This window comes from Sinorhizobium sp. BJ1 (assembly GCF_002531555.1).
Taxonomy (GTDB): Bacteria; Pseudomonadota; Alphaproteobacteria; order Rhizobiales; family Rhizobiaceae; genus Sinorhizobium; species Sinorhizobium fredii_B.
In genome coordinates, this window is the sequence record NZ_NWTH01000005.1 from 79723 (window position 1) to 105801 (window position 26079).

Here is a 26079-nt window from a genome sequence, read left to right on the forward strand (position 1 = left end):
CTATGGGAAAATCGAAAGCGCCCACTCCCCCGGATCCGAAGGCGACGGCGGCGGCGCAGACCGCGACCAATGTCGGCACGGCGGTTGCCAACGGCTACATGGGCAATGTCAACCAGGTGACGCCGGACGGCAGCCTCAGCTACAGCTACACGACGCAAAAATGGACCGATCCGCTGAGCGGGAACGCCTATGATCTGCCCGTGGCGACGGCGACCCAGAAGCTTTCGGAGATGCAGCAGAAGATAAAGGATCAGAACGATTCGGCGAACCTCAATCTCGCGACGCTCGCCACCGCGCAGTCGAGCCGGCTGAACGATCTGCTCGGCAAGCCGATGGACATTTCGAAGGCCCCGGCCGCCGGCGACCCTTCGAAGCTCGCCTTGCCGCAATACCAGCAGTTTTCCAGCGGTCCCGAACTTCAGACCTCGGTCGGCAATGCCGGCAACATCACCCGCAGCTACGAGGCTGACTTCGATACGTCGAAATACGAGAATGCGCTGATGGCCAGGCTCAACCCGCAACTCGCGCGCGACCGCTCGGCGCTGGAAACGCGGCTCGCCAACCAGGGTCTTCAGCCGGGATCGGAAGCCTACAACAGGGCGATCGACGAGGCGAACCGGACGTCGAACGACGCACGCATCGCCGCCGTGCTGAACGCCGGCCAGGAGCAGACGCGGCTCGCCAATCTCGCCGGCCAGAAGGCGAGCTTCGAGAATGCGGCACAAGCGCAGGCCTACGGCCAGGCGCTGCAGAACGCCGATTTCGGCAACAATGCCAGACAGCAGATGCACCAGAACAGCCAGTCTGTGACGGCCGCCAACAATGCGCTGAAAGACCAGAGCTTCAACGCGGAGCAAGCACGGATCAACGCGCAGAACACCGCGCGTTCCAACTATCTCAACGAGCAATATGCGCAGCGCAACCAGCCGATCAACGAGATCTCTGCGCTGCTTTCCGGCGCCCAGGTGACGAACCCGAATTTCGTTCCGACGCAGGGGCAGAGCATCCAGCCGGTCGATTATGCCGGGCTGGTGCAGCAGAACTATCAGAACCAGATGGCGTCCTATAACGCCCGGCAGCAGGCGGGCGGCAATCTGCTCGATTCTCTACTGGGCTTCCTTCCGAAGTCCGATCGCCGCGCCAAGAAGAACGTCGAGAAGGTCGGCAGGCTCAAGGGGCACAATCTCTACGAGTTCCGCTACAAGGACGAGCCCGCCGGCGGGCCGAAGCATATCGGCGTGATGGCGCAGGAGGTGGAAAAGACCCACCCGGACGTGGTGAGCCGCGGGCCGGACGGCATGCGCCGGGTGGATTACGGCCGGCTTTTCGCGGCGGGGGAGGGGCGGAAGTAGAGGCATCGCGGCAAGACGCGCATCCGGCCTGACGCGCAATTTGGTCTCGCGGAGGTGACGGGCGGCAGTCCGCCCAAATCATCGTTCCAATCGCTAAGCGGCCTCCCATTCGGAGGCCTTTTTCATGGAGGCTATCTTGCCAAGAACAGGCGGAGTCTATTCCCCACCCGCCGGCACCAAGGGGGTGCCGAACACGACGATCCAGAGCGTGCCCTATAACGCGCTGATCGACGACCTCACCGCCGACGCCAATGCCGCGCGGCCGGTTACCGCAGGCGGAACGGGCGCCACAAGCGCCAGCGCGGCGCGTACAGCACTTGGTGCTCAAGCCGCAAGCGCGGCGCTCGCTTCGATTGCTGGTCTTGCAACGAGCGCGGACAAGATGATCTACACGACCGCGTCGGACGCATATGCGACGACGGCTTTGACGCCATTTGCACGGACACTGCTGGATGATGCGACCGCCGGCGCCGCACTTACGACGCTCGGAGTTTCAGCTTTTGCGCAGACGGTGCTCAACGATGCGGATGCCGCTGCGGCGCGCGTGACGCTTGGCGCCAACAGCGCGTCGAATCTCACGACCGGTACGATACCCTCAGCTCGACTCGATGGCGCCTATGTCGATTTCACCCAGATCGCCGTAACTACGGATAGCGAAGCCATCAAACTCATCGGCTCGGCGACGGGCGACCCCTATGTAGGTTTCTGGAAGGCGACGGCTCGCCAGGGCTACATTCAGCACCGCGACGGCACGGCGAATGGTGACGGTCTTCGCGTTGCGAATGACTTGACCGGAGACTATCTGTACCTATCGAATGTGAACAGCATCGACGCGCTGAAATTCTACGACAGCTCCGTGGCGGCGCATAACACAGTCTGGCATTCCGGAAATCTCGCTGCTGCCGATGTCAACGCGCTCTATGGTTACACGCCTGCGAGCAATGCAATACAGGTGATCGCCGGCAGCGGCCTGACCGGCGGCGGCGCGATTTCGGCAAACCGCACGCTGACGCTGGGCACGCCATCCGACATCACCAACTCGACGACGAATTCTGTCAGCGGGACGAGCCATACCCATGCGTTGGGGTTTATAGCAGCGGAGGTTTACACCGGAACGTCCTCCACTAATACCAGCTTCCCGATCGGGACAATCCTCACGATGGCGCAGAACGGCTCCAACCCCGCGCGGCAAGCTTCAGTTATCCCCTGTTTGTACAGCACCAACGCTTACGTTCAAAGCGGCTATTCCGGGGCAGGCACAGCGCTTTCAGGTACTTGGCGTGTGCGGGGGATTGTCGCTACGTCTGATTGGCTTATCATTCAAAGGACCGCATAGACATGACTAGCACTACGCACTGTAGAATGACGCTCAATGAGGTCCATGCGATCTTTGCGACGGCGGAGCCGGAAGTTTACGAGCTCTCGATCAACCTGACCGACATGAGCGGACAAACTTACGACGGCGAATATCTGTCAAGACCCGATGATACCTTCGGTTTGAACCCTATCATTCGCAAGTGGCTCGCCGAAAATCCGAATTTCCCAATCCAGTCTCACACACCGCCGGCGGCAGAACAGATACGCGCTTCCATGCTTTCGCTTTCGGCGCGGCAATTGCGTCTCGGACTCGTCGACGCAGGGATTTCTCCGACCCAAGTGACGGCTGCCATTGACGCGATGCCGGACGGCCAAGAAAAGGATCGGGCGCAAATTGAGTGGGAATATGCTACCTCGTTCAGCCGATTGCATCCGCTGACAACAATGGCCGGTCGGGCGCTCGGCTTAACCGACATGCAAATCGATGCGATGTGGACTGTCGCGCTCGATCTTTAACGCGCGCTCTTGCAATGTGCTGTCAGCAATTGTGCGCAGCTCAAAGTTGTCGGGACCTTCCACCGTTGCTGCACGACCGAGCGATAACCTCAATTGCCGTATTGCAGGTGATCAATGATACTCTGCTGGAAGCCAAAAGCTTTGATCAGAGGATGCATTGTTAAAAAATCCAAAAAATCTTGTAACGCGTCTTTCGCCGCGCATCGTTCCAGCACATCCTCAAGAACTTCAATCTTGTGATGAAACTGACCTTTGGAAGTTTCCTCCTTAACTTGTAGCATCCTAAAGTATAGCTCAAGCGTTGATTGAATTTTTCACGGAGAATCTTTGCTCCATAACGTTGCTCTGATCCGGACCCTTCGGTGAAGTCGTATGTTGGTCCGGGCACGTACGCCACCAAATCACGAACAACAAGCTCTGATACGACATAGGATGCGAGACACCAAGGATTTCCCAGTTCGAACCAGCGTGCCATCAGCATGTCTTTCGCGCTGGTCCTATAGAGCCCGTAAATCCATTCTGCCGGAAACGTAAGGTTTCTTGGTACGCGCCCGGACACATACGCTTTGGTGAAACCAAAAATAGCATCATCTGGGGATTTGATTCGATTTCCGTTCGGCCCAACCAGTTTTGTCGAGCACGCCGCAAGTAATTTCGTGGGGTCGCGATCAAGTGCCTCGACCAGACACGCTAAGAAATCTAAAGAAGAATGGTCATCACATGCACGCAGACAGAAATAATCGCCACGCGCTGCACCGATTTGGACAGCGCGAGCGAAATTCTCCGGCGCACTCACATGCTGTTCTGTTCGGACAATGGAGAAACGACTATCCATTTTGCAAAATTGCTCAGCGACGCGGAGTGTGTCGTCTGTCGATTTATTATCGAGAATAATCGCTTCGAAATCTATAAATGTCTGATCAGCGATGCACTGTAGACTGCTGCTGAGGGTTCTTTCGCCATTGTAAACGGGAAAGACGACCACGACTTTAGTTTTCGCCATTTATATTGTCTCGGGATTGGAATTGTGTTGCTCATACAGAATGTTGCCACCACCCGCAACAGGACACATCCGCACCAGCATCACCCACGACATCCGGTTGCCCCGGTCATGGCGCCCGCCCCAAGGCATGCACTGAAGCCTCGGCTTCCGAGATAAACTGTGGGATGTGCCCGCCGAGAAAGCCGCTTGCTCCTGTAACAAGGACCCTGTCCACGAAAAGATGCCCCGCCTCAACAAGAGGCATCCCTACAGCAAGTAGCGCGGAAAGAGAATACGCCACTCTCAATTCCCAAGGGATCGATCATCCTTTTCCCCAGCAGCAAAGGTAACCACATGACCAACACCATGCCTCACGGCGCGGCGCTTCTGCTCGGCTTCATCCGCGAAGCGGAAGTCGGCAGCAGTGACCGCGCCTCCTATGATGTGATTTATGCCCACAAGCAGAATGCCTTGGCGAAACCGTTGACCGCCATGACGCTTGGCGAGGTGATTGCGGCCCAGAAGACGTGGTCGAGGGCGCATGGGTCGAGTGCCGCCGGCGGCTATCAATTCATGCGCGCGACGTTGCTTGGCCTCCTGAGGGAAATTCCGGGGCTCAACGAGGAGCAGATCTTTGATCCCGCTTTGCAGGATAGTTTGGGACTTCATCTCCTGAACCGCAGGGGCTTCGAAAGCTTCGTTTCTGGCGAAATCAGTCTGAGCGAGTTCGGCCGGCGGCTGGCGATGGAATGGGCATCGCTTCCCGTGCTTGCCGAGAGCGAAGGCGAGTGGCGGCGGGTGAAGCGCGGGCAGTCCTGCTATGCCGGAGACGGGCTCAACAGGGCGCTGGTGAAACCTGGAAAGCTCGAAGCGGTGCTCCAGGAGGTGCTCGCTGCCTCTCGCTCCTCAGATGCGGCGTCAGGATCGGCGGGGGACGTGCTGTCCTCGACGGTGAGACCCGAGTTGCGGCGCAAGCCGGTTGCCCGTTCCGGGCGGTTCTGGACATGGCTGTTGACCGCCGGTGGAACCATCATCACAGCGCTCAAGGAATTGAACCTCGTGGCGCTCGACTGGCGCGTACAACTCGCCATCCTGATGACGATCGTCGGCTTTGCAATTTACGCAATTTCATCCATGCCGGCGGTTCGGGTAGCCATAGGGCTTGGGCGATGAGTTCTCCCTGGGGCAGGCTACTGGGCGGCACGCTTGTGCTGGCCGCCCTCTGTTGGGTCGTGCTGCAAATTCGCGAGGATGGTGCGCAAGCGGTCCGCAACTCAATCGAAAGGCAAAACAATGAAGCAGCGAATAGCGCCGATGCGAAGCGCCTTGACTATGATGCCTGCTCTGCTTCTGGCGGGCTGTGGAACTTCGGGGCCGGCAAATGTCAGCGGCCTGCGCGAAGTGGTCGGCACTGACCTCGTCGGGGCTCGCGGTGCGACGGCGGCAGACCAGCGCAGGATAGACCGGACGGTCGTCGGCCTCTGCGCCGCGTCCGTCTGGGCCAAGAGTGAATGCGTGAGACATGGGGAGCGCCAGGATGGTTGACGCCACGGTTCACCAACAGCTCGGGACGCTGATTGCCGAGGTGAAAAATCTGCGGGAGGACTTCCGCCGGTCCGAGGACAGGTCCGATGCCGGGCGGGCGTCGATCAACCGGCGCATGGTCGAACTCGTCGAACGCGTTGGAACGCTCGAGGGATCGATGACGCTCGTCAAAGACGAGATCGCCGAGATGAAGCCGGTGACCGAAGACGTCCGCAAATGGAAGCTGATAGGCATGGGCGCGCTCGGCGTCATAGGCATCGGCGGCGCGGCACTCGGCGTCACCTTCGCCGATGTGGCGAGACGGGCAATCATGCTGCTCAGGGCAGCGTAGCTTTGTATGTGTGGGCGCCGGCGGTCTGCGAACGCCGCGGTGCCGTCGGAAATCTATCCCTCGACGCCCGGTTCGAACGTCTGCTTTCGGGTCAGTCGTCGTCGTCGAAGAGAAGGAAATCCCGATACCGCCGGCTGACCAGCCGCAGCGAGCGATCCGGCTCGATCACATAGGTCTCGTAAACGCGACGACCGAACGGACCGATGAACTGGTGCGGCACGATGCTGCCGACCGGCGCCTTGGTGAGTTTCGTACGCGGCTGGCCGCCATAGGTGATGCTGCCGGGAATGGGCTCAAGGCCGTATGAGTAGCCGACAGACGATGTCGTCATCTCGCAGCCGGCAAGCAAAAGGGCCGTGCAGAGCGTGGGAAGTGTGTGTTTCATGGCAATCTCCGGGTTGCAGAGTTCCTGCCGAGTCAGTCGAAGATATCGTAGTCGATGCGCCGGCTCGTCAGCCGCAACGAGCGATCCGGTTCGATTATATAGGTTTCCGAGACCTGGCGCCCGAAATCGTCGAAGAAGCGGTGGGGCACGGTGCTGCCGACCGGCGCCTTGGTGAGTTTGGTGCGCGGCTGGCCGCCATAGGTAATGCTGCCGGGTATCGGCTCCAGGTTGGGCCCATAGCCAACGGTTTGTGACGAGGTGCAGGCGCCGATCATCAGAGCCGCGAAAATCGCGGGAAGGGCACTCCTCATGGCAATGTTCTCCGCTTCGGCCGCGACGGCGCAGCGAGCGCGGCGCCAGCAGGTGCTGTTTGCACGTCTAACTGGTGCGCCATTGTATTCCCGAAGCAGCAACGAGCAAAGAGAGGCAGAGGTTTCTCAGAATTCCTGGTGACGCACGGCAATTTGGCGAAAATTCTTGAACATTTCGGTTGCGCAGAACCGACGGATTGGACGATTTAGACAGTCGGACACGCAAGCTGCGGCGTGCGGGGAAACGTGGACCTTTTCAAGGAATGACGCGTTGCAGCCCTGCGGGCGTCTCAGCGCGTGTCGCGTCCAGTCCGCCGCAGGTATCGTACATGACTGCCGAACAGTCTCTTTCGTTTCTCGTCATTGGCACCATGATGGTTTTCTTCATCTGGGACCGCTTCCGCTATGACGTCGTTGCCTGTTCGGCGCTGATGCTTGCGGTCGCCGTCGGCATCGTACCGTTCGACCATGCGTTCGACGGTTTCAGCGACGATATCGTGATCATCGTCGGCAGCGCGCTGATCGTCAGCGCCGGCGTGGCACGGTCCGGTGTCGTCGACGCGGCGATCCAGCGCTTCCTCCCGGATCTCAACTCGGTGAGGGCGCAACTCGCGCTCCTCGTGGTCACCGTCACGGTGCTTTCGGCTTTCATCAAGAACATCGGCGCGCTTGCGATCATGATCCCGGTCGCCTTCCAGTTCGCTCGGCGCTCGAGCGTCCAGCCATCGGTCTTCCTGATGCCCATGGCTTTCGGCTCGCTGATCGGCGGACTTATGACGCAGATCGGAACGTCGCCCAACGTCGTCGTGTCGCGGATGCGGCAGGACCTGACCGGCGAGAGCTTCAGCATGTTTGATTTCACGCCCGTTGGCGCCTCGCTGGCCCTGGTAGGAGCGATCTTTCTGCTCTTCGCCTATCGGCTGGTGCCGGAGCGAAAGAGCCAGCAGGTGTCGGTGCAGCAGGCGATCGAGATCACCGATTATACGTCCGAAGCGGTGGTCGCGCCCGGCTCACCGGCGATCGGCAAGTCGCTAAGCAGCCTCGTGAAGCTCGGCGACGGCGGCGCGGTCGTCATTGCGATCTTCCGCCGTGGCACCCATCTGGCGCCGCTGCCCGATGTGGTGATCGAGGCCGAGGACATCCTGCTGCTCGAAGGTGGGCCCGCTGCGCTCGACCGCATAGTTTCCCAGGCGAAGTTGAAAATATCCGGCGACCGATCGCCCACATCCGCCGAGACGGCGCGCACCGAAATCGAAGCGATCGAGGCGGTGATTGCCAGCGGCTCGCCACTGATCGGCATGTCTGCGGAGCGGCTTGCTCTCTTTCACAATCATAAAATCAACCTGCTAGCCGTAAGCCGACAGGGCGAACGGCTGAAGCAGCGCCTCGGCAGCATAAGGTTGCGGGCCGGCGATATCGTCGTCCTTCAAGGGACGCGGGCGGACCTGCCGGCCTTCCTCCAGGATTTCAGCTGTCTGCCGCTTGCGCAGCGGGACATTTTACTCGGGACCATCCGACGCGCCCCCGTGCCGCTGCTCGTGTTGGCTGCCGCCATGGGAGCGACGGCGGTCGGCATTCTGCCGGTGCAGGTCGCCTTCTTCGCAGCCGCGCTTGCCATGGTGGTCTTTCGGGTCATCCCGCTGCGGGAGGTTTATCGGGCCGTCGACGGGCCGATCCTCGTGATGCTGGCGGCGCTTATTCCAGTCAGCGACACTTTGCGTACGACCGGCGGTTCAGACCTGATCGCGGGCTGGTTGAGCGACATGGCAGTCAATCTGCCGCCGGCCGGTGCACTCGCGCTCATCCTGGTCGCAGCCATGGCGGTTACCCCCTTCCTCAACAATGCCGCCACCGTGCTGGTCATGGCGCCGATCGCCGCGAGCTTCGCATCCGCGCTCGACTACCGGCCGGATGCGTTTCTGATGGCCGTGGCGATCGGCGCCGGCTCCGACTTCCTGACGCCGATCGGCCATCAGTGCAACACGCTGGTCATGGGGCCAGGGGGTTATCGCTTCAGCGATTATCCGCGGCTCGGCCTGCCGCTCTCCATCGTCATCATTATTGTCGCCGTACCGATGCTGATGTGGGTCTGGCCGCTGCGGTAGGGTTCCACTCCGACTTTTCAATGCAGGCGGACCGAGCAGACCCATCTCGCATCGGGGCATATGTAAGACTCAGCAATTCGCGGCGCGTTGAGGAGAGCAGAAGCGTTGTCGCATTGCTGGCGCCGGCAAGTTGCGGCGAGGCTTCAAGGCGGCGCTTAACGACATTGAAGATCGACGTTGGAAACCGGAAGATCGGCGCCTATCTGAAGAACGAGTCACAGGAGAGGCGGTCACATGAGCGATGTAGCGGAAATCTGCACGCCGGAAGAGGTGTTGAAATTCTGGTTCACGGAGCTTTCCTATGACCACTGGTTCACGCCAAGTGCCGAGCTCGATAAGCAGTGCATGCAGCGCTTTCAGACGTCGCATCTGGTGCTTTCAAGAAGGCTCGACGATATCTGGCGCCAGACACCAGGCAACTGGCTCGCCGCCATCATCCTCTTCGATCAGTTGCCGCGAAACATGTATCGCGGCTCCCCGCTGGCCTATGCGACCGACTGTCTTGCGTTGCGCGAAGCCAAGCTCGCCATCGGTGCCAGCGCCGATATTGCGGTGCCGTCGGAATGGCGCCCTTTCTTCTACATGCCCTTCGAGCACTCCGAAAACCTCACCGATCAGACGATGTCGGTGAAGCTATTTACCGCGCTCGGCGATCCCGGCTATCTTGATTATGCCATCCGCCACCGGGAGGTGATCGAACGGTTCGGGCGCTTTCCCCATCGCAACACGATCCTGGGACGTATTTCGACCCCGGCCGAGGAGGAATATCTCGCGCAGCCGGGCGCCGGATTCTAGATCCTGCGTGGTCATCACGGGGAGCCCATTGAACGAAACAAGTACAGCCGCCTTTGTACGCCTGAGGAGACTTATGGCGTCGTGGGGATCACGTAGGGAGGGAAGGTCATGAGCATCAAGACGCTGCCGTGGGAAGGCGGGTGCCGCTGCGGACAAGTGCGCATCAAGGTCAGCGCTCCGCCGCTGCTCACCATGGCATGCCATTGCACAGGGTGTCAGCGCATGACGGCGAGCGCCTACTCACTGAGTGTCGCGGTCCCCAGCGAAGGCTTCGCCGTAACCAAGGGCGACCCGGTGATCGGCGGGCTGCACGGCGCGACGCGCCATTATTTCTGTCCGCACTGCATGAGCTGGATGTTCACGCGGCCCGAAGGAATGGACTGGTTCGTGAACGTTCGCGCGACCATGCTCGATGACGCTGGCCGGTTCACACCCTTCATCGAAACCTGGACGAGCGAGAAATTGCCGTGGGCGATCACGCCTGCCATTCACAGCTACGCGACGGTGCCGGCTATGGAGGACTATGAAGGGCTGCTGCAAGAATATACGGAATGGGCCGCGAAGCCGGAGGCGTGAGACTTTCTATCAACGCGGACCTGGTCTGTCTATCGAGGCGGACCTGGTCTGCTTACGGTGACCCGCTCGGTCGTTACTCCCGGCGTTGCAAAGATCGCAGCAAGGACCGCGGCGAGCACCGTCATCGTTGCCGCGTCCGGCCCGACGATGAGCTTCCGTGAGGGGCCGAGGAGCGCATAAGCGACAGCGGCGCGATGCTGGCGTAGAGCCCGGTTTCCGGCGGAAGGCCGGCGATCGCGGGATAGGCGATGGCAGCGCTTGGCAGGCCGACTGCGGCAATCGCCAGGCCGGCAGAGACGTCGCTGCGCAAGGCGCTCGTTTGGTAACCGTCGAGACCGGCGAAAAGGGGCAGTCGAGGGATGTTAAAGGGCATTCGGACGCCCTCCGGATCAATGCCCAGTCAGAACAAGTGTCTGCACCGGCAGGAGCAGCGCTTGCAGCCTGAGGATCATCGCGTGCACGAGCCCGACCGCATCCACCATATGCAGGAACAGCCACCGCGAGGTGCCTATGTCGGGCGACTGCAACTCATCGTGATTGCTGGTGTAAGCATTGGCGATGCAACTGCTTCCCGGCGGTATGTCCGAGAACTCGCCCAGAAACAGCGGTTCGAGAAATGTGGTCAGCGTTCCCGGTCTAGCCATTTGTTGCACGTCTGCGAGCTGATCGGTCGGGCGAATTTGCCCGGTTGCGATGACCTGCTGGACCTCGGTGACGACCATCGGGATGATGGTGAAGGGTTTGCCGATGCAGGTCGCCTCGGCGATCATTCCGGGTTTCATGACCTGGGCCTCGATCTGGCCGAAGCCGGCAATCAGCCCTATGCGGCGATCATCGGGCACGAGAATGCCGGCCGACCGGATTGCCGGATTGACGATGTCGCCGGGCCGCAAGGCGAATTGCTGAACCATGCCGGCCGTTCCGGCACGTATAATGGTCTTGTCGAGTTCCACCTGAGCTTGGGCCAGTGTCGCCTCGGCGCTTGCCTTCTGTGCCGGCAGCAGGGTCGAGATCTTTGTCTCCAGCGTCTGCTTGTTCGCAATGGCCGCATCGAGTGCACCCTTCCGAGCGTCCACGGTAACCTGGCGCCTTTCGATTTCGCGCTTTGCCACCACGTTCGGATTGCGCCGATTGAGTTCGACCTGTGTGGCCAGTTCATCGAGGGCCTGCTGGTAGGCGCCCTCTGCCTGCGCGATCAGGCCGTCGGCCGATGCCAGTTCGGTCTTGGCGACAGCCGTTTCGGCGTCGATTTCCGCGACGCGCCGTCGGGCCGTTTCAAGCGCCGCCTGCTGTTCCTTGTTATCGAGGCGGAAGAGGGGAGCGCCAGCGGCGACTTTCTCGTTCGTGCCGACGAAGACCTCAGCCACCCGCCCATTTCTCTCAGGCAATATGGTGACCGTACGGAAGACCGCCGTGACGTTCTTTGTTGACGGATGATAGTAGAAAATCAGGGTTATCAGCGACACCGTCAGGATCACACAGGCGGTGATGCCCCATCTGAGTTCGAACCACATCGAATAAAGATTGATCTCTCGCCCGATCCGCTTTCCTTGAACGTAGCGTCGGAAGAGGAAATCCGGAAGGATCGTAAGCATCGAACAGATCAAGAACTCCAGCATGGCTCACCCCCTCCGCTCTGATAAGGTGTCGTTCGGCGAAGGCTCCGGTTCGAACGGTGCCCATTGGTGCTCGGGCTGCGCCGGATGAGGTTTTGACGGCGTGACGGGAGGTTCCGTCGCCGCGGTTTCGAAAAGCCGTTCGTCCCGATGGGCGATTTTTTGCAGCGAGTCGGCCATCGAACTCATGGGCGTCGAAAAGTCCGGAAATTCGATCAATGCCAGGAGCAGCGCGGCGATCCAGAAGAGGTGATTGTGCGTGAAGAGCGCAATCAGCGACAAAACAGCCACCAATTGCAACTGCACCTTGCTGGCGCCGTGCGCCATATGCTCCGGCAGAGCGTGCAGCCTGAGGTACAGGACGCCGACCAGAAGGATCAGCAGCAGCACGAACACGACCATGACGTTGAAGAGGATATCCGTGTCGCCCGGTGCTGTGATGAATATGGGTAGATGATCGACTGCGGCCGAATGCATCGAGTCTGCCATTTACGTTCCCTCACGCAGACCGCGGTATCGCGCAGTTCATCATACCTCTTTCTTGTTTCCCAGTCTCCCATTTGGGTGAATGCGTCGATAAAGGTCCGATTGAAGCCGGTCCCGCGCACGACCGAGAGGTGTGATAATTGTGAACGGACGGAGATTCACGTAGAAATCATCGCCCCGCTACGGCTTTGCATCTTTTTGCCGTGTTCCGTATGCACATCGGACGAACTGATCGCTTCGGCGACTCCGCCTGTGCGGCCCCCGGATTTCGAAGGATATCGAATTGCATTCCGCTGGAAAGTTGACCGTTTTGTTGATTGCTGTCTCATTCGTCGCGCTGACGCTGGCCGGCGGAGGATCCGCGGCGGCCCAACAAGCGGCGCAACCGCAACAGGCCACGCCTGCGGCGCCGGCGCCCTCGCAGCAGCCCCAGCCCGCGCAAACCAAGCCTGCGCAGGCCGCTCAACCGGCTCAAGGTGAGGCAGACGATGCCGGGGCAGCAGCTGGTTCTCCATTGCTGCAGCAGGCGGAAGAGCAGCTCGCCCAGGCCGAACGCGACCTCAAGCGGCTTACCGATCGCGTCCAGAGCGCCAAGGATGACGATACCCTGCTCGCCGAGCTGAAGGTGCAGGTCGATGCGCTTTCCGGGCAGATCCTCGCCGCGACCGTCGCGACGCGGCCCCGACTGGAGGAAATCAAGGCGAGACTTACCGAACTTGGCGATCCGCCCGGCGAGGGGCAACCGCCGGAAGCCGCCATTCTGACCGAGGAAAGGAAGGGTCTGCTCGCCGAGCGCGGCGCGATAAACGCCCTGACGGGGCGTGCGGAGAATCTCTCGGTCGAGGCAAGGAAGCTTGCCAATTCCGTCACCGCGACCAGGCGTGCGCTCTTCTCGAACACGCTTCTGAAGCACACGGAAATCTCGGCGGCAACGCTGGGCGAGGCGGTTACGACGACGATCGGCGAGACCCAGGCGCTGTCGCGCAGCGTCGGCAGCTGGCTGACATTTGCCTGGAACTACAAGCGTGTGCCCTTTCTCACCGCGATCTTCCTCTCGCTCTGCGCTGCGCTGATCTTCCTGGCTGGCAGCCGCCGGCTTTTCTCGCCCTTCCTCCGGCACGACGGCGATGAGGAGCAGCCGAACTATTTCAGGCAGCTTTCGGTGGCGTTCTGGTCAACCATGATCCCGACGGTGTCGGCCTCCGCCTTTGCCGCGTCGAGCTACTTTTTCCTAAATAGTTTCAACGCATTGCGGCCGGATATTGCGCCAATCCTGGCGGTCATCCTGGCTGTTGGCGTTGCGCAGCTCTTCGTGACCAGCCTTGCCAAGGCCGTGCTGTCGCCACGGCATTCGAACTGGCGCCTCGTGCGCGTTTCGGATCGCGGCGCGAGAATGCTGTTCATTTCAATCTTCGCGATGGCGCTGGTCAATATCCTCGATTACCTCGCCGGAAGCATCAGCGAATCCCTTGGCTCTCCCGTCATACTGACCGTCGCCAAGAGCTTCCTTGCGTCGATCGTCATCGGTCTCATCTTGATGTCGATGGCCTGGATCCGGCCGACGCTGAGGCCGGAGGAAGCCTTCGACGCGCCGGGCAGGCCCTGGCCACGGGTCATCTGGATTTCGCTTCTCCTCATGGGGGCGCTGCTTATTGCCGTTGCGCTCGCCGGCTATGTCGGCCTCGCCCGCTTCATCGCCTCGCAAATCATCATCACTGGCGCGATCCTGGTGACGATGTACATCGGCATTCTCACCGGCAGATCGGTTTCCAAGCAGGGCGCCTTCGCCGAGACGATGGGAGGGCGCTACCTCGAACGCCGCTTCAATCTAGAGCAGGTGGCACTCGATCAAGTAGGCCTTGCCGCCGGGCTCGCCATCTATGCCCTGGTACTTTCGTTTTTTATCCCGCTGATCCTGCTGCAATGGGGCTTCCAGATCGCCGATATTGAGTCGTGGGTCTATCGGTTCGTCACCGAGATCAGGATCGGAACGATTACCATCTCGCTCGTCGGCCTTCTCGCCGGCGTGCTTTTCTTCGCGCTGGGCTTTGTCGTCACCCGTTGGGTGCAGCGCTGGATCGACGGCAACATCATGGCGCGCAGCCGCGTTGATGCCGGCGTGCGCAATTCCATCCGCACCGGCATCGGCTATATCGGCGTCGCCCTCGCCGGGCTCATCGGCGTTTCGGCGGCGGGCATCGACCTCTCAAGCCTCGCGCTTGTTGCCGGTGCTCTCTCGCTCGGCGTCGGTTTCGGCCTGCAGAACATCGTCTCGAACTTCGTCTCCGGCCTGATCCTGCTTGTCGAGCGCCCCTTCAAGGTTGGCGACTGGATCGTCAGCGGCACGACCGAGGGTTTCGTCCGGCGCATCTCGGTCCGCGCGACCGAGATCGAGACTTTCCAGCATCAGTCGATCATGATGCCGAATTCGCTGCTCATCAACGCGTCGGTCGGCAACTGGACCCACCGCAACAAGCTTGGACGCTCCGAGATCTCCGTCACGCTCAGCTATGGCAGCGATCCGCGCCGGGTGATCGATCTGCTTCACGAAATTGCCGCCGCCCATCCGATGGTTCTCAAGAACCCGGCGCCCAATGTCGGCTTCACCGCGTTCGGCGACGAACGCATGAGCTTCGAATTGCGCATCTATGTCGCCGACGTGCTGACGGCCGGCAATGTCCGCAACGACATTCGTGTGTCGATCTACGAGCGTTTCCGAGACGAGGAGATCGGTGCCCCGTTCCCGGTGAAGGTAGAGGACACGACGCCTGAGGAAGCAACGCCGTCCGACGTCGAGTTCCCAGCGCTTGAGGAGGATAAGGCGGAGATGCCGGCGGAGGAGAGTGAGACGCGCGGCCGGTCCGTTGGAAAGCGCAGCAGCAGCCGCTGAGAAGAATGATCCTCGAATATCGTGGCCACCGGCGAGGCTTGCGAGCAAGGGTGCGGACGGGCAAGGGGTGCCGGAATGCCTGGCACGGCCACCTGTATCACCAGCTCGACTTGCCACGCTTGTCGGCGCCGTCCTTCGCTACCGCTGCCGTAAGGGCCGGCGCCTTCACGGCACCGGCTCCCGAACATGGTGACAAAAACGAGCGAGCGGCGCGAGGCCGCCCCGTCAGAAGCCGCTGCTACAGCCCGGCCAAGGCCTGGGCGACCGGCGCGACGTGTGGCCATACTTCCAATGCGCCGCGATAGATCATGTCGATAGAGACATAGAGAATGATGGCCAAACCGACATAGGCGATCCAGTGGTAGCGGGCGAGCAGTCTGGCGATGAAGCTCGCGGCAATGCCCATCATCGCGATGGAGAGCATAAGCCCGAAGACGAGGACCGTCGGGTGCTCACGCGCGGCGCCCGCCACGGCGAGGACGTTGTCGAGCGACATCGACACGTCGGCCACGACGATCTGGGTCGCCGCCTGTCTGAAAGTCTTCTTCGGCGCGTTGGCGGCGTCCAGTCCAACCTCTTCGTGCCCGCCGGAACGAATCTCACGCCACATTTTCCAGCAGACCCAAAGCAGGAGAATGCCGCCGGCGAGGAGGAGCCCGATGATTGCCAGAAGCTGGACGGTGAAGGCCGCAAGCACGATACGAAGCACGGTGGCCGCGATAATGCCGACGAGAATCGCCTTCTTGCGTTGCTCGATCGGCAGACCGGCTGCCGCGAGGCCGATAACGACGGCATTGTCCCCGGCAAGTACGAGGTCGATGACGATAACTTGCATGAGCGCCAATAGTCCGGCGGACGTGAAAATCTCCATAGGCGGTAATCCTTATACCCTGTATCCCCGAAACGCCGGGCCGGCGTTGCAAACGCATAGACCGTGAACAATCGAGGGATCAAGGGGCAGGGAAGATATCGCCCAAAAGATATTGCGGAGATCGGCGATTAGCAGTCGCATCGGGCATTTCGCCCGTCCTGTCGTGAGCTTCCCCGCGGGGTGGGGGTCGCGACTGCTTCTGAACAGCTGCTTGATATTCCATTCAGCGCCTATTCAGCACTTCTCTTGTAAAAAGCATGCAATTCACCCGCCACCGTTTGGGCTGGCGTCGGCTGAAGGGGGTGGCCGGTAGTTTTGCCACGGGCGAAAGGATGACCGGCCAAAGGGGCGGCGCGCGGGTAGCGCGTCGAAGGCCATGAAAACAGTTGTTGCTGCCTTGCTTTGCGGCACGTTCGTCGCCGGCGGTGCGAATGCTGCGATGGTGACCAATAAGGATGGGCAATCCGCCATATTGGTAATTGTCGAGGGGGAAAGCCGGATCGAAGTGGTCGTCGATTCCGGCGCTACGGAAATGATCTGCCAAAGCGGCTGCTTCGTTACCGCGCCGAGCGGCGATCACATCGGTCTCCAAGGTGATGAGACAATCGAAATCGTTAACGGGTCCGTTGTGGTCAAGTAAAGAAAAACAGCCACCAATAAACGAGCGGCGGCGCTTTTCCGCCGCCGCGGTCTTGAGCTGGACATTTTTTCTTACTGCAGCTCAGGCGTGGTGGGCGCTGACCGCCTTGACCAGTTCGCCTGCCATTTCCTGGCTGGAGCAGTGGGAAATATCGCCGAGCGACAGCATGCCGACCATGCGCTTGTCTTCGTTGATGACCGGCAGCCGCCTGATCTTTTTCAACTCCATCAGATGAACGGCGTCTTCGACGGACTCATTGGTGCGGCAATAGACGATTTCCTCGGTCATGACGTCGCGGGCCGTCAGGGAGGCGACGTCCCGGCCGTTGGCCAGCGCTCGTAGCGTGATGTCGCGATCCGTCACCATTCCGATCAGGCGATCGTTCTCGCCGACCGGGAGCGCGCCTATATCCTCTTCCTTCATGATGCGCGCGATCGTCCGCAAATCCGTTTCCGGGCCGACCCACCGAACACCGGAATGCATGGCTTCTTCGGTTCTCATCATATCCTCCCATGGTTCACGAACCCTATTATACGCCTGAAATCATGGCTAATGGTCGGAAACTGACGGCCTGACGGGAAATTCGCACGCGCATTCTATGCGCGCAGACGGTTGCGGTCACAGGAGCGAATGCGGTCGCTCAGGTCAACTTCCGTCGCCGTTCCAGCTCTGCTTCGGATGGCTGCGCGAATTCGAACGAACCCGTGACGACCGGTCCGCCGCGGACATATTTGTTGACCGTGACGCCGGTTCCGGAAACCTTCGAACTGACCAGTTTCAGCGCCATTGGCGTCGCTCCGTCGCCGAACAGCTTCTTGCCTTTTCCGAGAATGACGGGGAAGTACGAGACATACATCTCGTCGACCAGATCATTGCGGAAAAGGGTCTGAAGGAAATCGGTCGAGCCCTGCGTCAACAGATCCGGTCCTTCCTCGCTTTTCAAATTGGCAAGCGTGGCGAGCACGTCGCTGCCGAGCGTCTGACTGTTTTGCCAATGGAGCTTCAAGTCCGGATTGCGCGTCGCGACATATTTTGTGATTCGATCGAACAGCGAACCGATCGGGTCGCCGGCGCCGGCATAGGGCCAATGCGCCGCGAAGATGTCATAGGTTTTCCGGCCGAGCAGAAGGTCAAACGGCTCGGAAAACATCTCGTCCACCGCCTTTCCCATGGCTTCGTCGAAATAGGGGAAGGCCCAGCCGCCATACTTGAAGCCGCCGACAGGATCTTCGTGCGGCCCACCCGGCGCCTGCATGATTCCATCAAGACTTGCGAATGCACCAACAATGATCTTTCTCATTATCGCTCTCCTTCGTCGCCATGTTCCTATGGATCAAGACGGATTGCAGCGGCTGATTCCGACAGTCGCCAGGCGATAATTTCGATGTTTGATCGACCCTTCCTGTCGCGTCGCTGGTGGGGCAAGGGGACTTCGCTCGCGATAGGTGCTCGAGTCTCGGCGGTGAAAGCCTCAATAGAGGGGATTCTTCTCGTAGATCGTCGTCCCCGGCGGCAGTTGAACCCAGGAGTGCCGGCGGCAATCATAGACCGAATCCTGCGGCGGCGGAAAAGTGGGGTCAGCAAAGCCGCCGACTGCGACACCAACCGAGGATTCATCGCCGCCTTCCTCCGTGTGGAACAGGTTTGTCCCGCAAACGGGACAGAAGCGAAACCTGAACTTCGCTCCCTGGTCGCCGACGCGAACATATTCAGTCGCGGTGCCGTAAACCTTGTAAGGTGCTGCGAAGCCGGCGAGGGCTGCAAAGACGCTACCGGTACGACGCTGGCAGGCAAGGCAATGGCAAACACCGATGCCGAGCGGCTCGCCCTGGACCTCGATGCGCAACTGGCCGCATGAACACGTGGCTGTTCGAGAACGCATTGTGCATCACCTCGATCCGCGTCGGGGGCAGGCCCGATGTGCCTCTTGGGTTTCCGCTCAGTCATCGTATTCAAAATAGCGACGCCATTCGCCTTCGCCGCCATGACGTCGTTCGCGATATGTCCGACGGAAAACGCGGCGTTCGCAATAGCCGTCTTCACAATAGGTATCGACGATCCGCTCGTTCACGACCCCGTTATTGGACGAACTGTTCGAGCTTGTGTTCGATGATTGGCTGCCGGCCTCGGCCGTGCTGGCCACCATTGCCGCGGCGGTAAATAGAATCAGCGGGATACGCATGGCTTACTCCTTCACCTGCCACCACATTCAGCCGTCAAGCCTGAACCTCTCCTGAACGATGGATATCTGGTTTGGCGGCCTCACGGGATCGCAAAAATGCTGATCTCGTTGGCGATGCCGCGTAGTGTGACATTGTGCGACATCGGGCTTAGGCCCCGGTCCGAAAGAAGGCCGGAGGCGCGCGGGTCTTCGAGCACTGAGCCCGTCGCGAAGATCTCGCGCGCGGTGGCAAGGTGCTGGACGCGCGAGGCGATATTGACGGTCTGGCCGAAATAGTCCTGCCGCTCGTTCAGATTGACCGCGATACACGGCCCTTCGTGAATGCCGATCTTTAGTAGCAAATCCTCGCTGCCGCGTTCGTCGTTCAGCTTGCGCATGGCGTCGCGCATCCGCATGGCCGCGGCGACCGCCCGGTCTGGTGTCGGGAAGGTCGCCATCACCGCATCGCCGATCGTCTTGACGACGGCGCCGGCCTCGGCCGCGACGATTTCGTTCAGGACTCGAAAATGCGCGCGCACGAGGTCGAACGCTGCCAAGTCGCCGACACGCTCGTAGAGCTCGGTCGAGCCGCGCAGGTCGGTAAAGAGGAAGGTGAGGCTGGTGATCTTCAGCCGCTGGTCGACGTCGAGCGTATCGGTGCGGTAGATGTCGCGGAAGGTCTGGTTGGAGAGCAGCCGCTTGGCGGTGAGGAACGGTCGACGGCGACCGAGCATGCTATGCAGCGCCTCGTTGGCGATGCAGACCGAGGGGAGGGTGCGGACCTCCGCATGGTTCTCCACCTGGATGCGAAGCGGGCCGGGCTGCATCTTCAGCGTCTCGGCATGCCGGTGTGAGCGATCGAAGACGAGGCCAAGGTTCCGACGCTCCCTGGTCGGCTCGCCGCTGACGTCCAGAAACTGTGCCGCATGCGTCACCGGCTCGAAGACGATGATGAACTCCGCCGGAAGCTGCAAAGAGATGACGGCCTTTTCACCTGGCGGCAGTTCCAGCGTCTCGATAATGAACTCGTCGAACTTCTCCTCGTAATCGTCTTCCGGCAGATCGATGCCGGAGCCCCAATACATCTGGCGGAAATATTCGATCGCCGGCAATTCGTGAGGGTTATGGGCCTCGATGTGGCGCACCCGCGGGCTCACCGTGAAGGTCACCTCGACCATCTCGTCGAGGGTCGGCTCATAGCCGGCGGCGCAGAGTGCGCAAGTATATTCGGTGCTCTGCACTGTCTTCAATGATGTATTGGCATCGAGCACGCCGCCACAGCCGGGACAGAGGACGTTCCAGGAAAGCTCGAAAATACCGAGCCGCGAGGCGTGCAGGAAGGCGGCAATCGTCTCCTCCTCGTCGAGCCCTTCGGCGGCGGCAAAGGCGAGCGCATTGATGCGGCAGAGCTTGCTGTCCGGCGCATTCCGAACGAGCCGCTCGAAGGCATTGATGACCTCCGGCTTCACCGACTGGCGCAGCACTTCAAATAGAGTCTGAGCTTCACCCATGCGGGCATTCTATACGGAAAATCCACCACGGTCAGGCGATTTGATCGCGATGGAGCAAGCGGAAGTTCCGTGCAACCAGACCGGATGGCGCGGCTTCGCCCGGCGACGGCAAAGATGGCTTTTTCCGCAAGCCTCGCTGTCGCGCTCAGTACCTGCGGGGCCTCCATTAACACCCAATAAAGTCTCTTCCCCTACGATGCTTGCGGGGACACTCTTTCACATAGGCGATCAATGTCATTCTTCGGCGTTTCCGGAATGTATTATTCCGGCGAATCCCTTGGCGAGCACCGCATTGTGCTTGCCGAGGACTCCAACCTGTTTTCCTCGATGGTGTCGAAGCGACTGAAGGAGTTGTTCGATATCGACGTAATCGTCTGCCGCGACTACGAGGATCTGCAGTTTGCCGTCGAGAATGCCTCCTTTCCGGCCTCGCTTGCCATTTCCAATATCAACCTGCCGGGTGCGGAAAACGGCGAAGCGCTGAACTACCTGATCGACATGAGCGTGCCGACCGTCGTCTTCACCGGCTCCTTCCAGGAGAAGACGCGCGAGGCGATCCTGGCCAAGGATATCGTCGACTATGTCATCAAGGACAGCGTCTTCGCCGTCGACATGCTAGCGGAATCGGTCTGCCGGTTCCTCACCAACAAGAAGCATCATGTGCTGATCGTCGACGACAGCCCGACGGCCCGGGCGCTGCTTACCACGCAGTTAAAGCGCTACAATTTTCGCACGAGCTCGGCCGAGAGCGGGGCAGCAGCGCTGGAAATCCTGAAGAACAATCAGGACATCGCTCTGGTCATCACCGATTACAACATGCCGGACATCGACGGCTTCGAACTGACGCGCCGCATCCGCTCGGCCCATGGTCCACATCAGTTGCGCATCATCGGCGTTTCGTCGTCGACCAACCGCCTGCTTTCCGCGCGCTTCCTCAAGGCCGGGGGTAACGATTTCGTCGTGCGTCCCTTCGTTAACGAGGAGTTCTATTGCCGCGTCAATCAGAACCTCGATACTCTGACAAAGATCAAGACATTGAGCGAAAGGCCGAAAATCCCCGCCTGACGCGCGTATAATTTCTTAAGCAAGCGATTGAAATTCCGTGCTGCTGGTTGCCCTGTTAACGAAATTGCAACCGGCAGCCCGTTCAATCGCGACAAATAGAAATGGGGAAATTCCCGAATACGCGCTTCTCACCGAAGGGGGTTTGGTCAGCGGCGCGAACGGGCGCAAATACAGATTGGGCCATGGGGGCTCCGCCACAGGGATCAGTACGCGCCGAGGCGAAAAGCCTCAGCGTCGCTGCGACTGAAGCACGGGGTTGCCGAAGGGGATGGGGTTGCAGGGATCGTGAGATTGCGCCGCGCGTCGGGACGGGCGAACCATATTCAGAAGCACCGCGACAAGCGTCTGCTGCTCGTCGAGGATTCGCGAATGTTCGCGGCCGCTCTCAAGCACGGGCTGGAGCTCACGCACGGAATAAATGTCGCCCATTGCGCCTCGCTCGCCGCGGTGAAGGCTGAGGTCGCTGCGGCGGGGGAATGGGCGTTTTCGCTTGCGGTTCTCGATCTCAACCTGCCCGACGCGCCGAATTGCGAGGCATTGGACTTTATCCTCGCGAACAATGTACCGGCTATCGTCTTCACGGCCGCCTTCAACGACCGCACCCGCGATCAGATTCTGAATCGAGGCGTTGCCGACTGCATCGTCAAGAACGAGCCGGAATCGATCGAGCGACTGATCGCGGCGGTCGACCGGGTCCTCACCAAGGGTCGAACCACGGTGCTGCTTGTCGACTCCTGTGCGACCTCGCGACAGGACCTTGCGGGCATCCTGCGGCGTGGGCTGTTTGCGGTGATCGAGGCGTCGGAGGCCTGGGAAGCACTGCAAGTCCTGGACCAGGGCGAGATCATCGACGTCATCGTCACCGATACGGGTCTCGCCGACCTAGCGGGTCTCGCCCTGCTCGAAGAGGTGCACAAGCGTCAGGGCGATGATGCCGTGCCGATCATCGGCCTTTCGGACCAAGGAGATGCGCGCCTGGCGGCGCGCTTCATCGAAGCCGGCGGGGCGGATTTCATCCGCAAGCCTTTCCTCGAGACTGAATTCAGCGGCCGCATCCGTCACGCCGCCACGCTACAGAAGCGTATTCAGGCCCTGAAGCTCGCGGCGGCCAGCGACTACCTGACGGGGACATTCAACCGCCGGCATTTCTTCATGACCGGGCCGCGCCTGGTTGATCAATATCTCAGACGCGGCGAGGGGACATCGATCGCCGTCCTCGACATCGACCATTTCAAACGCCTCAATGACACCTACGGCCACGAAATCGGCGATCTCGTGCTGAAGCACGTTGCCCGGCGATTGAAAACGCTGGTCGGCGAAGAGCATCTCCTGGCGCGCCTGGGCGGCGAGGAGTTCGGCATTCTTTTCGATGGCCTCGGCGTGCGTGACGCCTTCGCCTTTTGTGAAAGGCTGCGGGCGGAGCTCGCGAAATCAAAGATCGTCGCCGACGACGAGGAACTGGCGATCACCGTCTCGATCGGCCTTGCGACGATCGAAGCGCCGGAAGCTTTCGAGAATTACCTGCACGCCGCCGACCAGTTCCTCTACATGGCGAAACATGCCGGGCGAAACCGCGTCATCTCCGAGCTCACGCTGCTCGATGCTTTGGCGTCGTAAGCGGCAGTAGGCCGAACGTCGGCCTACTACCAAACTCGTTCAACGCGCCATTTGCAGCGTCAGCTTGCGCTCGGCGCGCTCCTGCTGCGGCGAGCGGTTGTAGAGTTCGCGATAACACTTGGAGAAGTGTGAAGCGGAGACGAAACCGCAGGCGACGGCGACTTCGACCACCGGCATCGACGACTGGATCAGCAGGTGCCGGGCGCGATCGAGGCGAATCTCCAGATAATAGCGCGCCGGCGAACGGCCCATCTCCTGGCGGAACAGCCGCTCGATCTGGCGGCGCGACAGGTCGGCGCTTTCGGCGATCTCGAGGAGCGAAAGCGGCTCGGAGAGGTTCGCCTCCATCAGTTCGATGATCGAGAGAACCTTGGCATTCTGCACGCCGAGGCGGGCGCGGAGTGGAAGCCGCTGGCGGTCATGTGGACCGCGAACGCGATCGGTCAAAGCCTGCTCGCAGACTCGGTTGACCAGGCTTTCGCCGAAGTCCTGGTCGATCAGGTTCAACATCATGTCGAGCGAAGCGGTGCCGCCAGCGCAGGTGTAGATGTTGCTGTCGATTTCATAGAGGTCGGCATAGACTTCCGCCTGCGGGAAGCTCTCGGAAAAGCCGGGCAGGTTTTCCCAGTGGATGGCGCAGCGCTTGCCCGTGAGCAGACCGGCGGAGGCCAGCACATGGGCGCCCGTACAGAGGCTGCCGACGGCGACGCCGCGATTGTAGACTTCGCGCAGCCAGGCATTGACCGATTTGTTCTGGAACTCCTCGACATAAACGCCCGAACAGACCAGCACCATGGACGGACGGTTTTCGCCCGCCAGAAACTTGCGCTCGTCCGCAAGCGAGGTGTTGACCTCGAGTGCGATGCCGGCGGATGAGAAGACCTTCTGACCATCGGTCGAAGCGAGGCGCCATGTGTAGGCCTCGTAGCCAAGCATGCGGTTGGCGATGCGGAGCGTTTCTATCGCCGCGGAAAAGGGCAGCATTGAAAAGTTCGGCACCAGAAAGAAGACGAGCGAGCGCTTTTTGGTCAGAGGCTTGTTCATGAGGCTTCCCATGCTGGACGAGGGTGTCTATTCGTCGCTTGTAATATGTCATGCGGCTTGTCGATTTGCGACATTGACATGGAAAGCCGCGACCGAGAAGAAATTTCGCATTGCGACATGAGGCAAATGGAGGCGTCAACGGCGATACTCCGGCGATTTGGTAAAAAGCGACAGAACGCCCGGCTGTGGTGGCGCAAACCGGCTAGAAACGTCCCCTCGCGACGCGGAGGTTCAACTTGCCTTCCCTGGTTGCAGTTTTGTCAATTGCGACTAATCCGACGCGGGACGACGCTGATGTCGGTATCTGACAAGATGCCGCCCGGCGCCCCGCCGCAGGGATCTTGTATTTGTGCTTATTATAGGGTAGGGGGCTACACTATGGCTCACACGATCAGAAACCAGGCGAAGCTCATCGCACGCGTCCGTCGCCTCAGGGGGCAGATGGAGGCGATTGAGCGTGCGCTTGAGGCCGAACGGCCTTGCGGCGACATCCTCAATCTCGTGGCGTCCGTGCGCGGTGCTGTCCAAGGGCTGACTCTGGAGTTGATCGAGGATCATCTCCTTGCGCACGTGGCAGGCCCGAGCGCGGGAACGGATCGGGAGCAGGGCGCTGCCGAATTGATCGAGGTCGTCAGGAGATACCTGAAATGAGCGAAGCCAGTCTCAACGAATCCGCACGGTTCGGCCATGATCATGTCTTTCTCGGCGGCGACCACCGGCGCAACGAGCGCCGCACCTGGTTCGTCATCGCGTTGACGACGGCGACGATGGTGGCAGAGATCGCCGCGGGCACCATCTATGGTTCGATGGCGCTGGTCGCGGACGGCTGGCACATGTCCACTCACGCCGCCGCCATGCTGATTGCGGCCCTTGCCTATGTCTACGCCCGGCACAATGCCCGCAATCCGCGCTTCACTTTCGGCACCGGCAAGCTCGGCGATCTCGCCGGCTTTGCAAGCGCCGTGACGCTCGCCCTTATCGCTCTGCTTATCGGCTGGGAGAGCCTCGTACGGCTCTCTAATCCGATCGCGATCAGCTTCCCGCAGGCGATCGCCGTCGCCGCACTTGGCCTCGTCGTCAATCTTGCCTGTGCCTGGCTGCTTCGGGACAATCACTCGCATCACCATGCTCTGCGCCATCATGACCATGACCATGCGCACCATGGCCGCGGTGACCACCATCATCACGATGACGCGGCTGGCCGCGACAACAACCTGCGCGCAGCTTACCTGCATGTGCTCGCCGACGCGCTCACCTCCGTTCTGGCGATTGTCGCGCTGGCCGTCGGAAGCATGAATGGCTGGATATGGCTTGATCCGCTGATGGGTGTCGTCGGCGCATTGGTGATCGCTCGTTGGTCGCTAAGCCTCATTCGCGACACGGGCAGCGTCCTTCTCGACTATCTCCCAGCCGGCGAGCGCCTGCCGGGGGACATCCGCGCGGCGATCGAGACGGATGGTGACCGGATAACCGACCTGCACGTCTGGCAGCTCGGCCCCGGCCATCACGGCGCCATTGTCTCGCTGGTGAGCAGAAATCCGAAGAGTCCATCGCTCTATCGCCGCAAGCTCGCGCATCTGCGCGAACTTTCGCATGTGACCATCGAAGTCGAGCCCCTGCAGCGACCTTTGTGCGTCTGATAAGACGCGCGGCGCTGTAGTCAGCCGGCGGGCTTGCCCTCGCGTGCCGTGATTCGTTCGTGCGCATCCCGGAGAGGCATTCGGCGGTAGACGTGACGACCAATCCCCTTAATCGGCAGCGCTTCGCCGCGGACCGTCTCAACGGGATCGCCGATGCGAAGACCTCTATGCAGACCCACCGACGGCTATTTTTCGGCGGATGGTGGACGCAATCTTTATGCATTGAAGAGGCGACAGTTTCTCTTCCTCGATCAGCAGGCAGCCGAAAACATGAAGGGCATTCCGTTTGCGGGAATGCCCTTCATCGTCTCATCACCCAGCAG

At 60.6% G+C, this 26079-nt stretch carries 27 protein-coding genes and 1 pseudogene; 15 read left to right on the plus strand and 13 right to left on the minus strand.

Annotation, left to right across the window (positions count from 1 at the left end; translation table 11 throughout):
* Positions 1-2: 2 nt before the first annotated feature.
* From CO676_RS08820 to CO676_RS08830, 3 genes are all read left to right on the plus strand, one after another.
* Positions 3-1352, plus strand: coding sequence for a tail fiber domain-containing protein (locus tag CO676_RS08820; protein ID WP_014764964.1), 1350 nt, complete (start codon positions 3-5; stop codon positions 1350-1352).
* 124 nt (positions 1353-1476) lie between these two features.
* Positions 1477-2688: a hypothetical protein gene (locus CO676_RS08825; protein WP_014764963.1), complete on the plus strand. Its 1212-nt coding sequence runs from the start codon at positions 1477-1479 to the stop codon at positions 2686-2688.
* Positions 2661-3185 carry a hypothetical protein gene (locus tag CO676_RS08830; protein WP_245424286.1) on the plus strand — a complete coding sequence of 175 codons (525 nt, stop codon included), beginning with the start codon at positions 2661-2663 and terminating at the stop codon, positions 3183-3185. The genes CO676_RS08825 and CO676_RS08830 overlap by 28 nt, the downstream gene beginning before the upstream one ends.
* A gap of 160 nt (positions 3186-3345) precedes the next feature.
* On the opposite strand, the gene CO676_RS08835 is transcribed toward CO676_RS08830, so the two are convergent.
* Positions 3346-4188, minus strand: a complete 843-nt coding sequence (locus CO676_RS08835) for a glycosyltransferase family 2 protein (RefSeq protein WP_097520450.1) — start codon at positions 4186-4188, stop codon at positions 3346-3348.
* Between the two features lie 333 nt (positions 4189-4521).
* On the opposite strand from CO676_RS08835, the gene CO676_RS08840 reads away from it, so the two are divergent.
* The 3 genes from CO676_RS08840 (at position 4522) to CO676_RS08850 (ending at position 6043) form a co-directional block, all read left to right on the plus strand.
* On the plus strand, positions 4522-5340 hold the full coding sequence (locus CO676_RS08840) for a hypothetical protein (protein WP_097520452.1): 819 nt from the start codon (positions 4522-4524) through the stop codon (positions 5338-5340).
* A 120-nt stretch (positions 5341-5460) separates the two neighbouring features.
* On the plus strand, positions 5461-5712 hold the full coding sequence (locus CO676_RS08845) for a hypothetical protein (protein ID WP_041414479.1): 252 nt from the start codon (positions 5461-5463) through the stop codon (positions 5710-5712).
* Positions 5705-6043, plus strand: coding sequence for a DUF1515 family protein (locus CO676_RS08850; RefSeq protein ID WP_014764958.1), 339 nt, complete (start codon positions 5705-5707; stop codon positions 6041-6043). The genes CO676_RS08845 and CO676_RS08850 overlap by 8 nt, the downstream gene beginning before the upstream one ends.
* Positions 6044-6134: 91 nt before the next feature.
* Here CO676_RS08850 and CO676_RS08855 read toward each other — a convergent pair whose 3' ends face one another.
* Together CO676_RS08855 and CO676_RS08860 are read right to left on the minus strand one after the other, a co-directional pair.
* On the minus strand, positions 6135-6428 hold the full coding sequence (locus CO676_RS08855; RefSeq protein ID WP_014764957.1) for a hypothetical protein: 294 nt from the start codon (positions 6426-6428) through the stop codon (positions 6135-6137).
* Between the two features lie 32 nt (positions 6429-6460).
* On the minus strand, positions 6461-6739 hold the full coding sequence (locus CO676_RS08860; protein ID WP_014764956.1) for a hypothetical protein: 279 nt from the start codon (positions 6737-6739) through the stop codon (positions 6461-6463).
* A gap of 329 nt (positions 6740-7068) precedes the next feature.
* Here CO676_RS08860 and CO676_RS08865 point away from each other — a divergent pair, with 329 nt between their 5' ends.
* From CO676_RS08865 to CO676_RS08875, 3 genes are all read left to right on the plus strand, one after another.
* On the plus strand, positions 7069-8844 hold the full coding sequence (locus CO676_RS08865; protein WP_097520454.1) for an SLC13 family permease: 1776 nt from the start codon (positions 7069-7071) through the stop codon (positions 8842-8844).
* Between the two features lie 234 nt (positions 8845-9078).
* Positions 9079-9639 (plus strand): DUF924 family protein, encoded by a 561-nt coding sequence (locus CO676_RS08870; protein ID WP_097520456.1) that lies wholly within the window; start codon positions 9079-9081, stop codon positions 9637-9639.
* 108 nt (positions 9640-9747) lie between these two features.
* Positions 9748-10215: a GFA family protein gene (locus CO676_RS08875; RefSeq protein ID WP_097520458.1), complete on the plus strand. Its 468-nt coding sequence runs from the start codon at positions 9748-9750 to the stop codon at positions 10213-10215.
* 92 nt (positions 10216-10307) lie between these two features.
* On the opposite strand, the pseudogene CO676_RS08880 reads toward CO676_RS08875, so the two are convergent.
* The 3 genes and pseudogenes from CO676_RS08880 to CO676_RS08890 form a co-directional block, all read right to left on the minus strand.
* Positions 10308-10588: pseudogene (locus CO676_RS08880) on the minus strand (SulP family inorganic anion transporter); the annotation flags it as partial.
* A 16-nt stretch (positions 10589-10604) separates the two neighbouring features.
* On the minus strand, positions 10605-11834 hold the full coding sequence (locus tag CO676_RS08885; protein WP_097520460.1) for an HlyD family secretion protein: 1230 nt from the start codon (positions 11832-11834) through the stop codon (positions 10605-10607).
* A 3-nt stretch (positions 11835-11837) separates the two neighbouring features.
* Positions 11838-12320, minus strand: a complete 483-nt coding sequence (locus tag CO676_RS08890) for a hypothetical protein (RefSeq protein WP_097520462.1) — start codon at positions 12318-12320, stop codon at positions 11838-11840.
* 280 nt (positions 12321-12600) lie between these two features.
* Between CO676_RS08890 and CO676_RS08895 the strand changes: the two genes are divergently transcribed.
* On the plus strand, positions 12601-15207 hold the full coding sequence (locus tag CO676_RS08895; RefSeq protein ID WP_097520464.1) for a mechanosensitive ion channel family protein: 2607 nt from the start codon (positions 12601-12603) through the stop codon (positions 15205-15207).
* Between the two features lie 238 nt (positions 15208-15445).
* Here CO676_RS08895 and CO676_RS08900 read toward each other — a convergent pair whose 3' ends face one another.
* Positions 15446-16078 (minus strand): TerC family protein, encoded by a 633-nt coding sequence (locus tag CO676_RS08900; RefSeq protein ID WP_014764948.1) that lies wholly within the window; start codon positions 16076-16078, stop codon positions 15446-15448.
* A gap of 376 nt (positions 16079-16454) precedes the next feature.
* On the opposite strand from CO676_RS08900, the gene CO676_RS08905 reads away from it, so the two are divergent.
* Complete coding sequence (locus CO676_RS08905; RefSeq protein WP_097520465.1) at positions 16455-16718, plus strand: hypothetical protein; 264 nt, start codon at positions 16455-16457, stop codon at positions 16716-16718.
* Between the two features lie 81 nt (positions 16719-16799).
* Here the strand turns inward: CO676_RS08905 and CO676_RS08910 are convergent, their stop codons facing one another.
* The 5 genes from CO676_RS08910 to CO676_RS08930 form a co-directional block, all read right to left on the minus strand.
* Positions 16800-17219, minus strand: a complete 420-nt coding sequence (locus tag CO676_RS08910) for a CBS domain-containing protein (protein ID WP_014764946.1) — start codon at positions 17217-17219, stop codon at positions 16800-16802.
* Between the two features lie 139 nt (positions 17220-17358).
* The gene (locus tag CO676_RS08915) at positions 17359-18018 is read right to left on the minus strand and encodes a dihydrofolate reductase family protein (protein WP_014764945.1); all 660 of its coding nucleotides are present in this window, start codon (positions 18016-18018) and stop codon (positions 17359-17361) included.
* Positions 18019-18189: 171 nt separating this feature from the next.
* Positions 18190-18600, minus strand: a complete 411-nt coding sequence (locus CO676_RS08920; protein WP_097520467.1) for a GFA family protein — start codon at positions 18598-18600, stop codon at positions 18190-18192.
* A 57-nt stretch (positions 18601-18657) separates the two neighbouring features.
* The gene (locus tag CO676_RS08925) at positions 18658-18900 is read right to left on the minus strand and encodes a hypothetical protein (RefSeq protein WP_041414477.1); all 243 of its coding nucleotides are present in this window, start codon (positions 18898-18900) and stop codon (positions 18658-18660) included.
* 80 nt (positions 18901-18980) lie between these two features.
* Entirely contained in the window at positions 18981-20390 is a 1410-nt protein-coding gene (locus tag CO676_RS08930; RefSeq protein ID WP_097520469.1) for an adenylate/guanylate cyclase domain-containing protein, read from the minus strand.
* 231 nt (positions 20391-20621) lie between these two features.
* Between CO676_RS08930 and CO676_RS08935 the strand changes: the two genes are divergently transcribed.
* Together CO676_RS08935 and CO676_RS08940 are read left to right on the plus strand one after the other, a co-directional pair.
* Positions 20622-21455 carry a response regulator gene (locus CO676_RS08935; RefSeq protein ID WP_097520471.1) on the plus strand — a complete coding sequence of 278 codons (834 nt, stop codon included), beginning with the start codon at positions 20622-20624 and terminating at the stop codon, positions 21453-21455.
* A gap of 285 nt (positions 21456-21740) precedes the next feature.
* Positions 21741-23072 (plus strand): diguanylate cyclase, encoded by a 1332-nt coding sequence (locus CO676_RS08940; protein WP_097520473.1) that lies wholly within the window; start codon positions 21741-21743, stop codon positions 23070-23072.
* 39 nt (positions 23073-23111) lie between these two features.
* Here the strand turns inward: CO676_RS08940 and CO676_RS08945 are convergent, their stop codons facing one another.
* On the minus strand, positions 23112-24116 hold the full coding sequence (locus CO676_RS08945) for a GlxA family transcriptional regulator (RefSeq protein WP_097520475.1): 1005 nt from the start codon (positions 24114-24116) through the stop codon (positions 23112-23114).
* Positions 24117-24494: 378 nt separating this feature from the next.
* On the opposite strand from CO676_RS08945, the gene CO676_RS08950 reads away from it, so the two are divergent.
* The gene (locus tag CO676_RS08950; RefSeq protein ID WP_097520813.1) at positions 24495-24767 is read left to right on the plus strand and encodes a metal/formaldehyde-sensitive transcriptional repressor; all 273 of its coding nucleotides are present in this window, start codon (positions 24495-24497) and stop codon (positions 24765-24767) included.
* Entirely contained in the window at positions 24764-25756 is a 993-nt protein-coding gene (gene dmeF, locus CO676_RS08955) for a CDF family Co(II)/Ni(II) efflux transporter DmeF (protein ID WP_014764936.1), read from the plus strand. The genes CO676_RS08950 and dmeF overlap by 4 nt, the downstream gene beginning before the upstream one ends.
* Positions 25757-26079: the final 323 nt, after the last annotated feature.

Coding starts and splice junctions, on each gene's coding strand:
- CO676_RS08950 (WP_097520813.1), top strand. CDS start 24,495: ATGGCTCACACGATCAGAAACCAGGCGAAGCTCATCGCACGCGTCCGT.
- CO676_RS08850 (WP_014764958.1), top strand. CDS start 5,705: ATGGTTGACGCCACGGTTCACCAACAGCTCGGGACGCTGATTGCCGAG.
- CO676_RS08930 (WP_097520469.1), bottom strand. CDS start 20,390: ATGGGTGAAGCTCAGACTCTATTTGAAGTGCTGCGCCAGTCGGTGAAG.
- CO676_RS08845 (WP_041414479.1), top strand. CDS start 5,461: ATGAAGCAGCGAATAGCGCCGATGCGAAGCGCCTTGACTATGATGCCT.
- CO676_RS08840 (WP_097520452.1), top strand. CDS start 4,522: ATGACCAACACCATGCCTCACGGCGCGGCGCTTCTGCTCGGCTTCATC.
- CO676_RS08925 (WP_041414477.1), bottom strand. CDS start 18,900: ATGCGTATCCCGCTGATTCTATTTACCGCCGCGGCAATGGTGGCCAGC.
- CO676_RS08865 (WP_097520454.1), top strand. CDS start 7,069: ATGACTGCCGAACAGTCTCTTTCGTTTCTCGTCATTGGCACCATGATG.
- CO676_RS08905 (WP_097520465.1), top strand. CDS start 16,455: ATGAAAACAGTTGTTGCTGCCTTGCTTTGCGGCACGTTCGTCGCCGGC.
- CO676_RS08825 (WP_014764963.1), top strand. CDS start 1,477: ATGGAGGCTATCTTGCCAAGAACAGGCGGAGTCTATTCCCCACCCGCC.
- CO676_RS08885 (WP_097520460.1), bottom strand. CDS start 11,834: ATGCTGGAGTTCTTGATCTGTTCGATGCTTACGATCCTTCCGGATTTC.
- CO676_RS08915 (WP_014764945.1), bottom strand. CDS start 18,018: ATGAGAAAGATCATTGTTGGTGCATTCGCAAGTCTTGATGGAATCATG.
- CO676_RS08820 (WP_014764964.1), top strand. CDS start 3: ATGGGAAAATCGAAAGCGCCCACTCCCCCGGATCCGAAGGCGACGGCG.
- CO676_RS08935 (WP_097520471.1), top strand. CDS start 20,622: ATGTCATTCTTCGGCGTTTCCGGAATGTATTATTCCGGCGAATCCCTT.
- CO676_RS08870 (WP_097520456.1), top strand. CDS start 9,079: ATGAGCGATGTAGCGGAAATCTGCACGCCGGAAGAGGTGTTGAAATTC.
- CO676_RS08945 (WP_097520475.1), bottom strand. CDS start 24,116: ATGAACAAGCCTCTGACCAAAAAGCGCTCGCTCGTCTTCTTTCTGGTG.
- CO676_RS08855 (WP_014764957.1), bottom strand. CDS start 6,428: ATGAAACACACACTTCCCACGCTCTGCACGGCCCTTTTGCTTGCCGGC.
- CO676_RS08835 (WP_097520450.1), bottom strand. CDS start 4,188: ATGGCGAAAACTAAAGTCGTGGTCGTCTTTCCCGTTTACAATGGCGAA.
- CO676_RS08860 (WP_014764956.1), bottom strand. CDS start 6,739: ATGAGGAGTGCCCTTCCCGCGATTTTCGCGGCTCTGATGATCGGCGCC.
- CO676_RS08875 (WP_097520458.1), top strand. CDS start 9,748: ATGAGCATCAAGACGCTGCCGTGGGAAGGCGGGTGCCGCTGCGGACAA.
- CO676_RS08910 (WP_014764946.1), bottom strand. CDS start 17,219: ATGAGAACCGAAGAAGCCATGCATTCCGGTGTTCGGTGGGTCGGCCCG.
- dmeF (WP_014764936.1), top strand. CDS start 24,764: ATGAGCGAAGCCAGTCTCAACGAATCCGCACGGTTCGGCCATGATCAT.
- CO676_RS08920 (WP_097520467.1), bottom strand. CDS start 18,600: ATGCGTTCTCGAACAGCCACGTGTTCATGCGGCCAGTTGCGCATCGAG.
- CO676_RS08900 (WP_014764948.1), bottom strand. CDS start 16,078: ATGGAGATTTTCACGTCCGCCGGACTATTGGCGCTCATGCAAGTTATC.
- CO676_RS08890 (WP_097520462.1), bottom strand. CDS start 12,320: ATGGCAGACTCGATGCATTCGGCCGCAGTCGATCATCTACCCATATTC.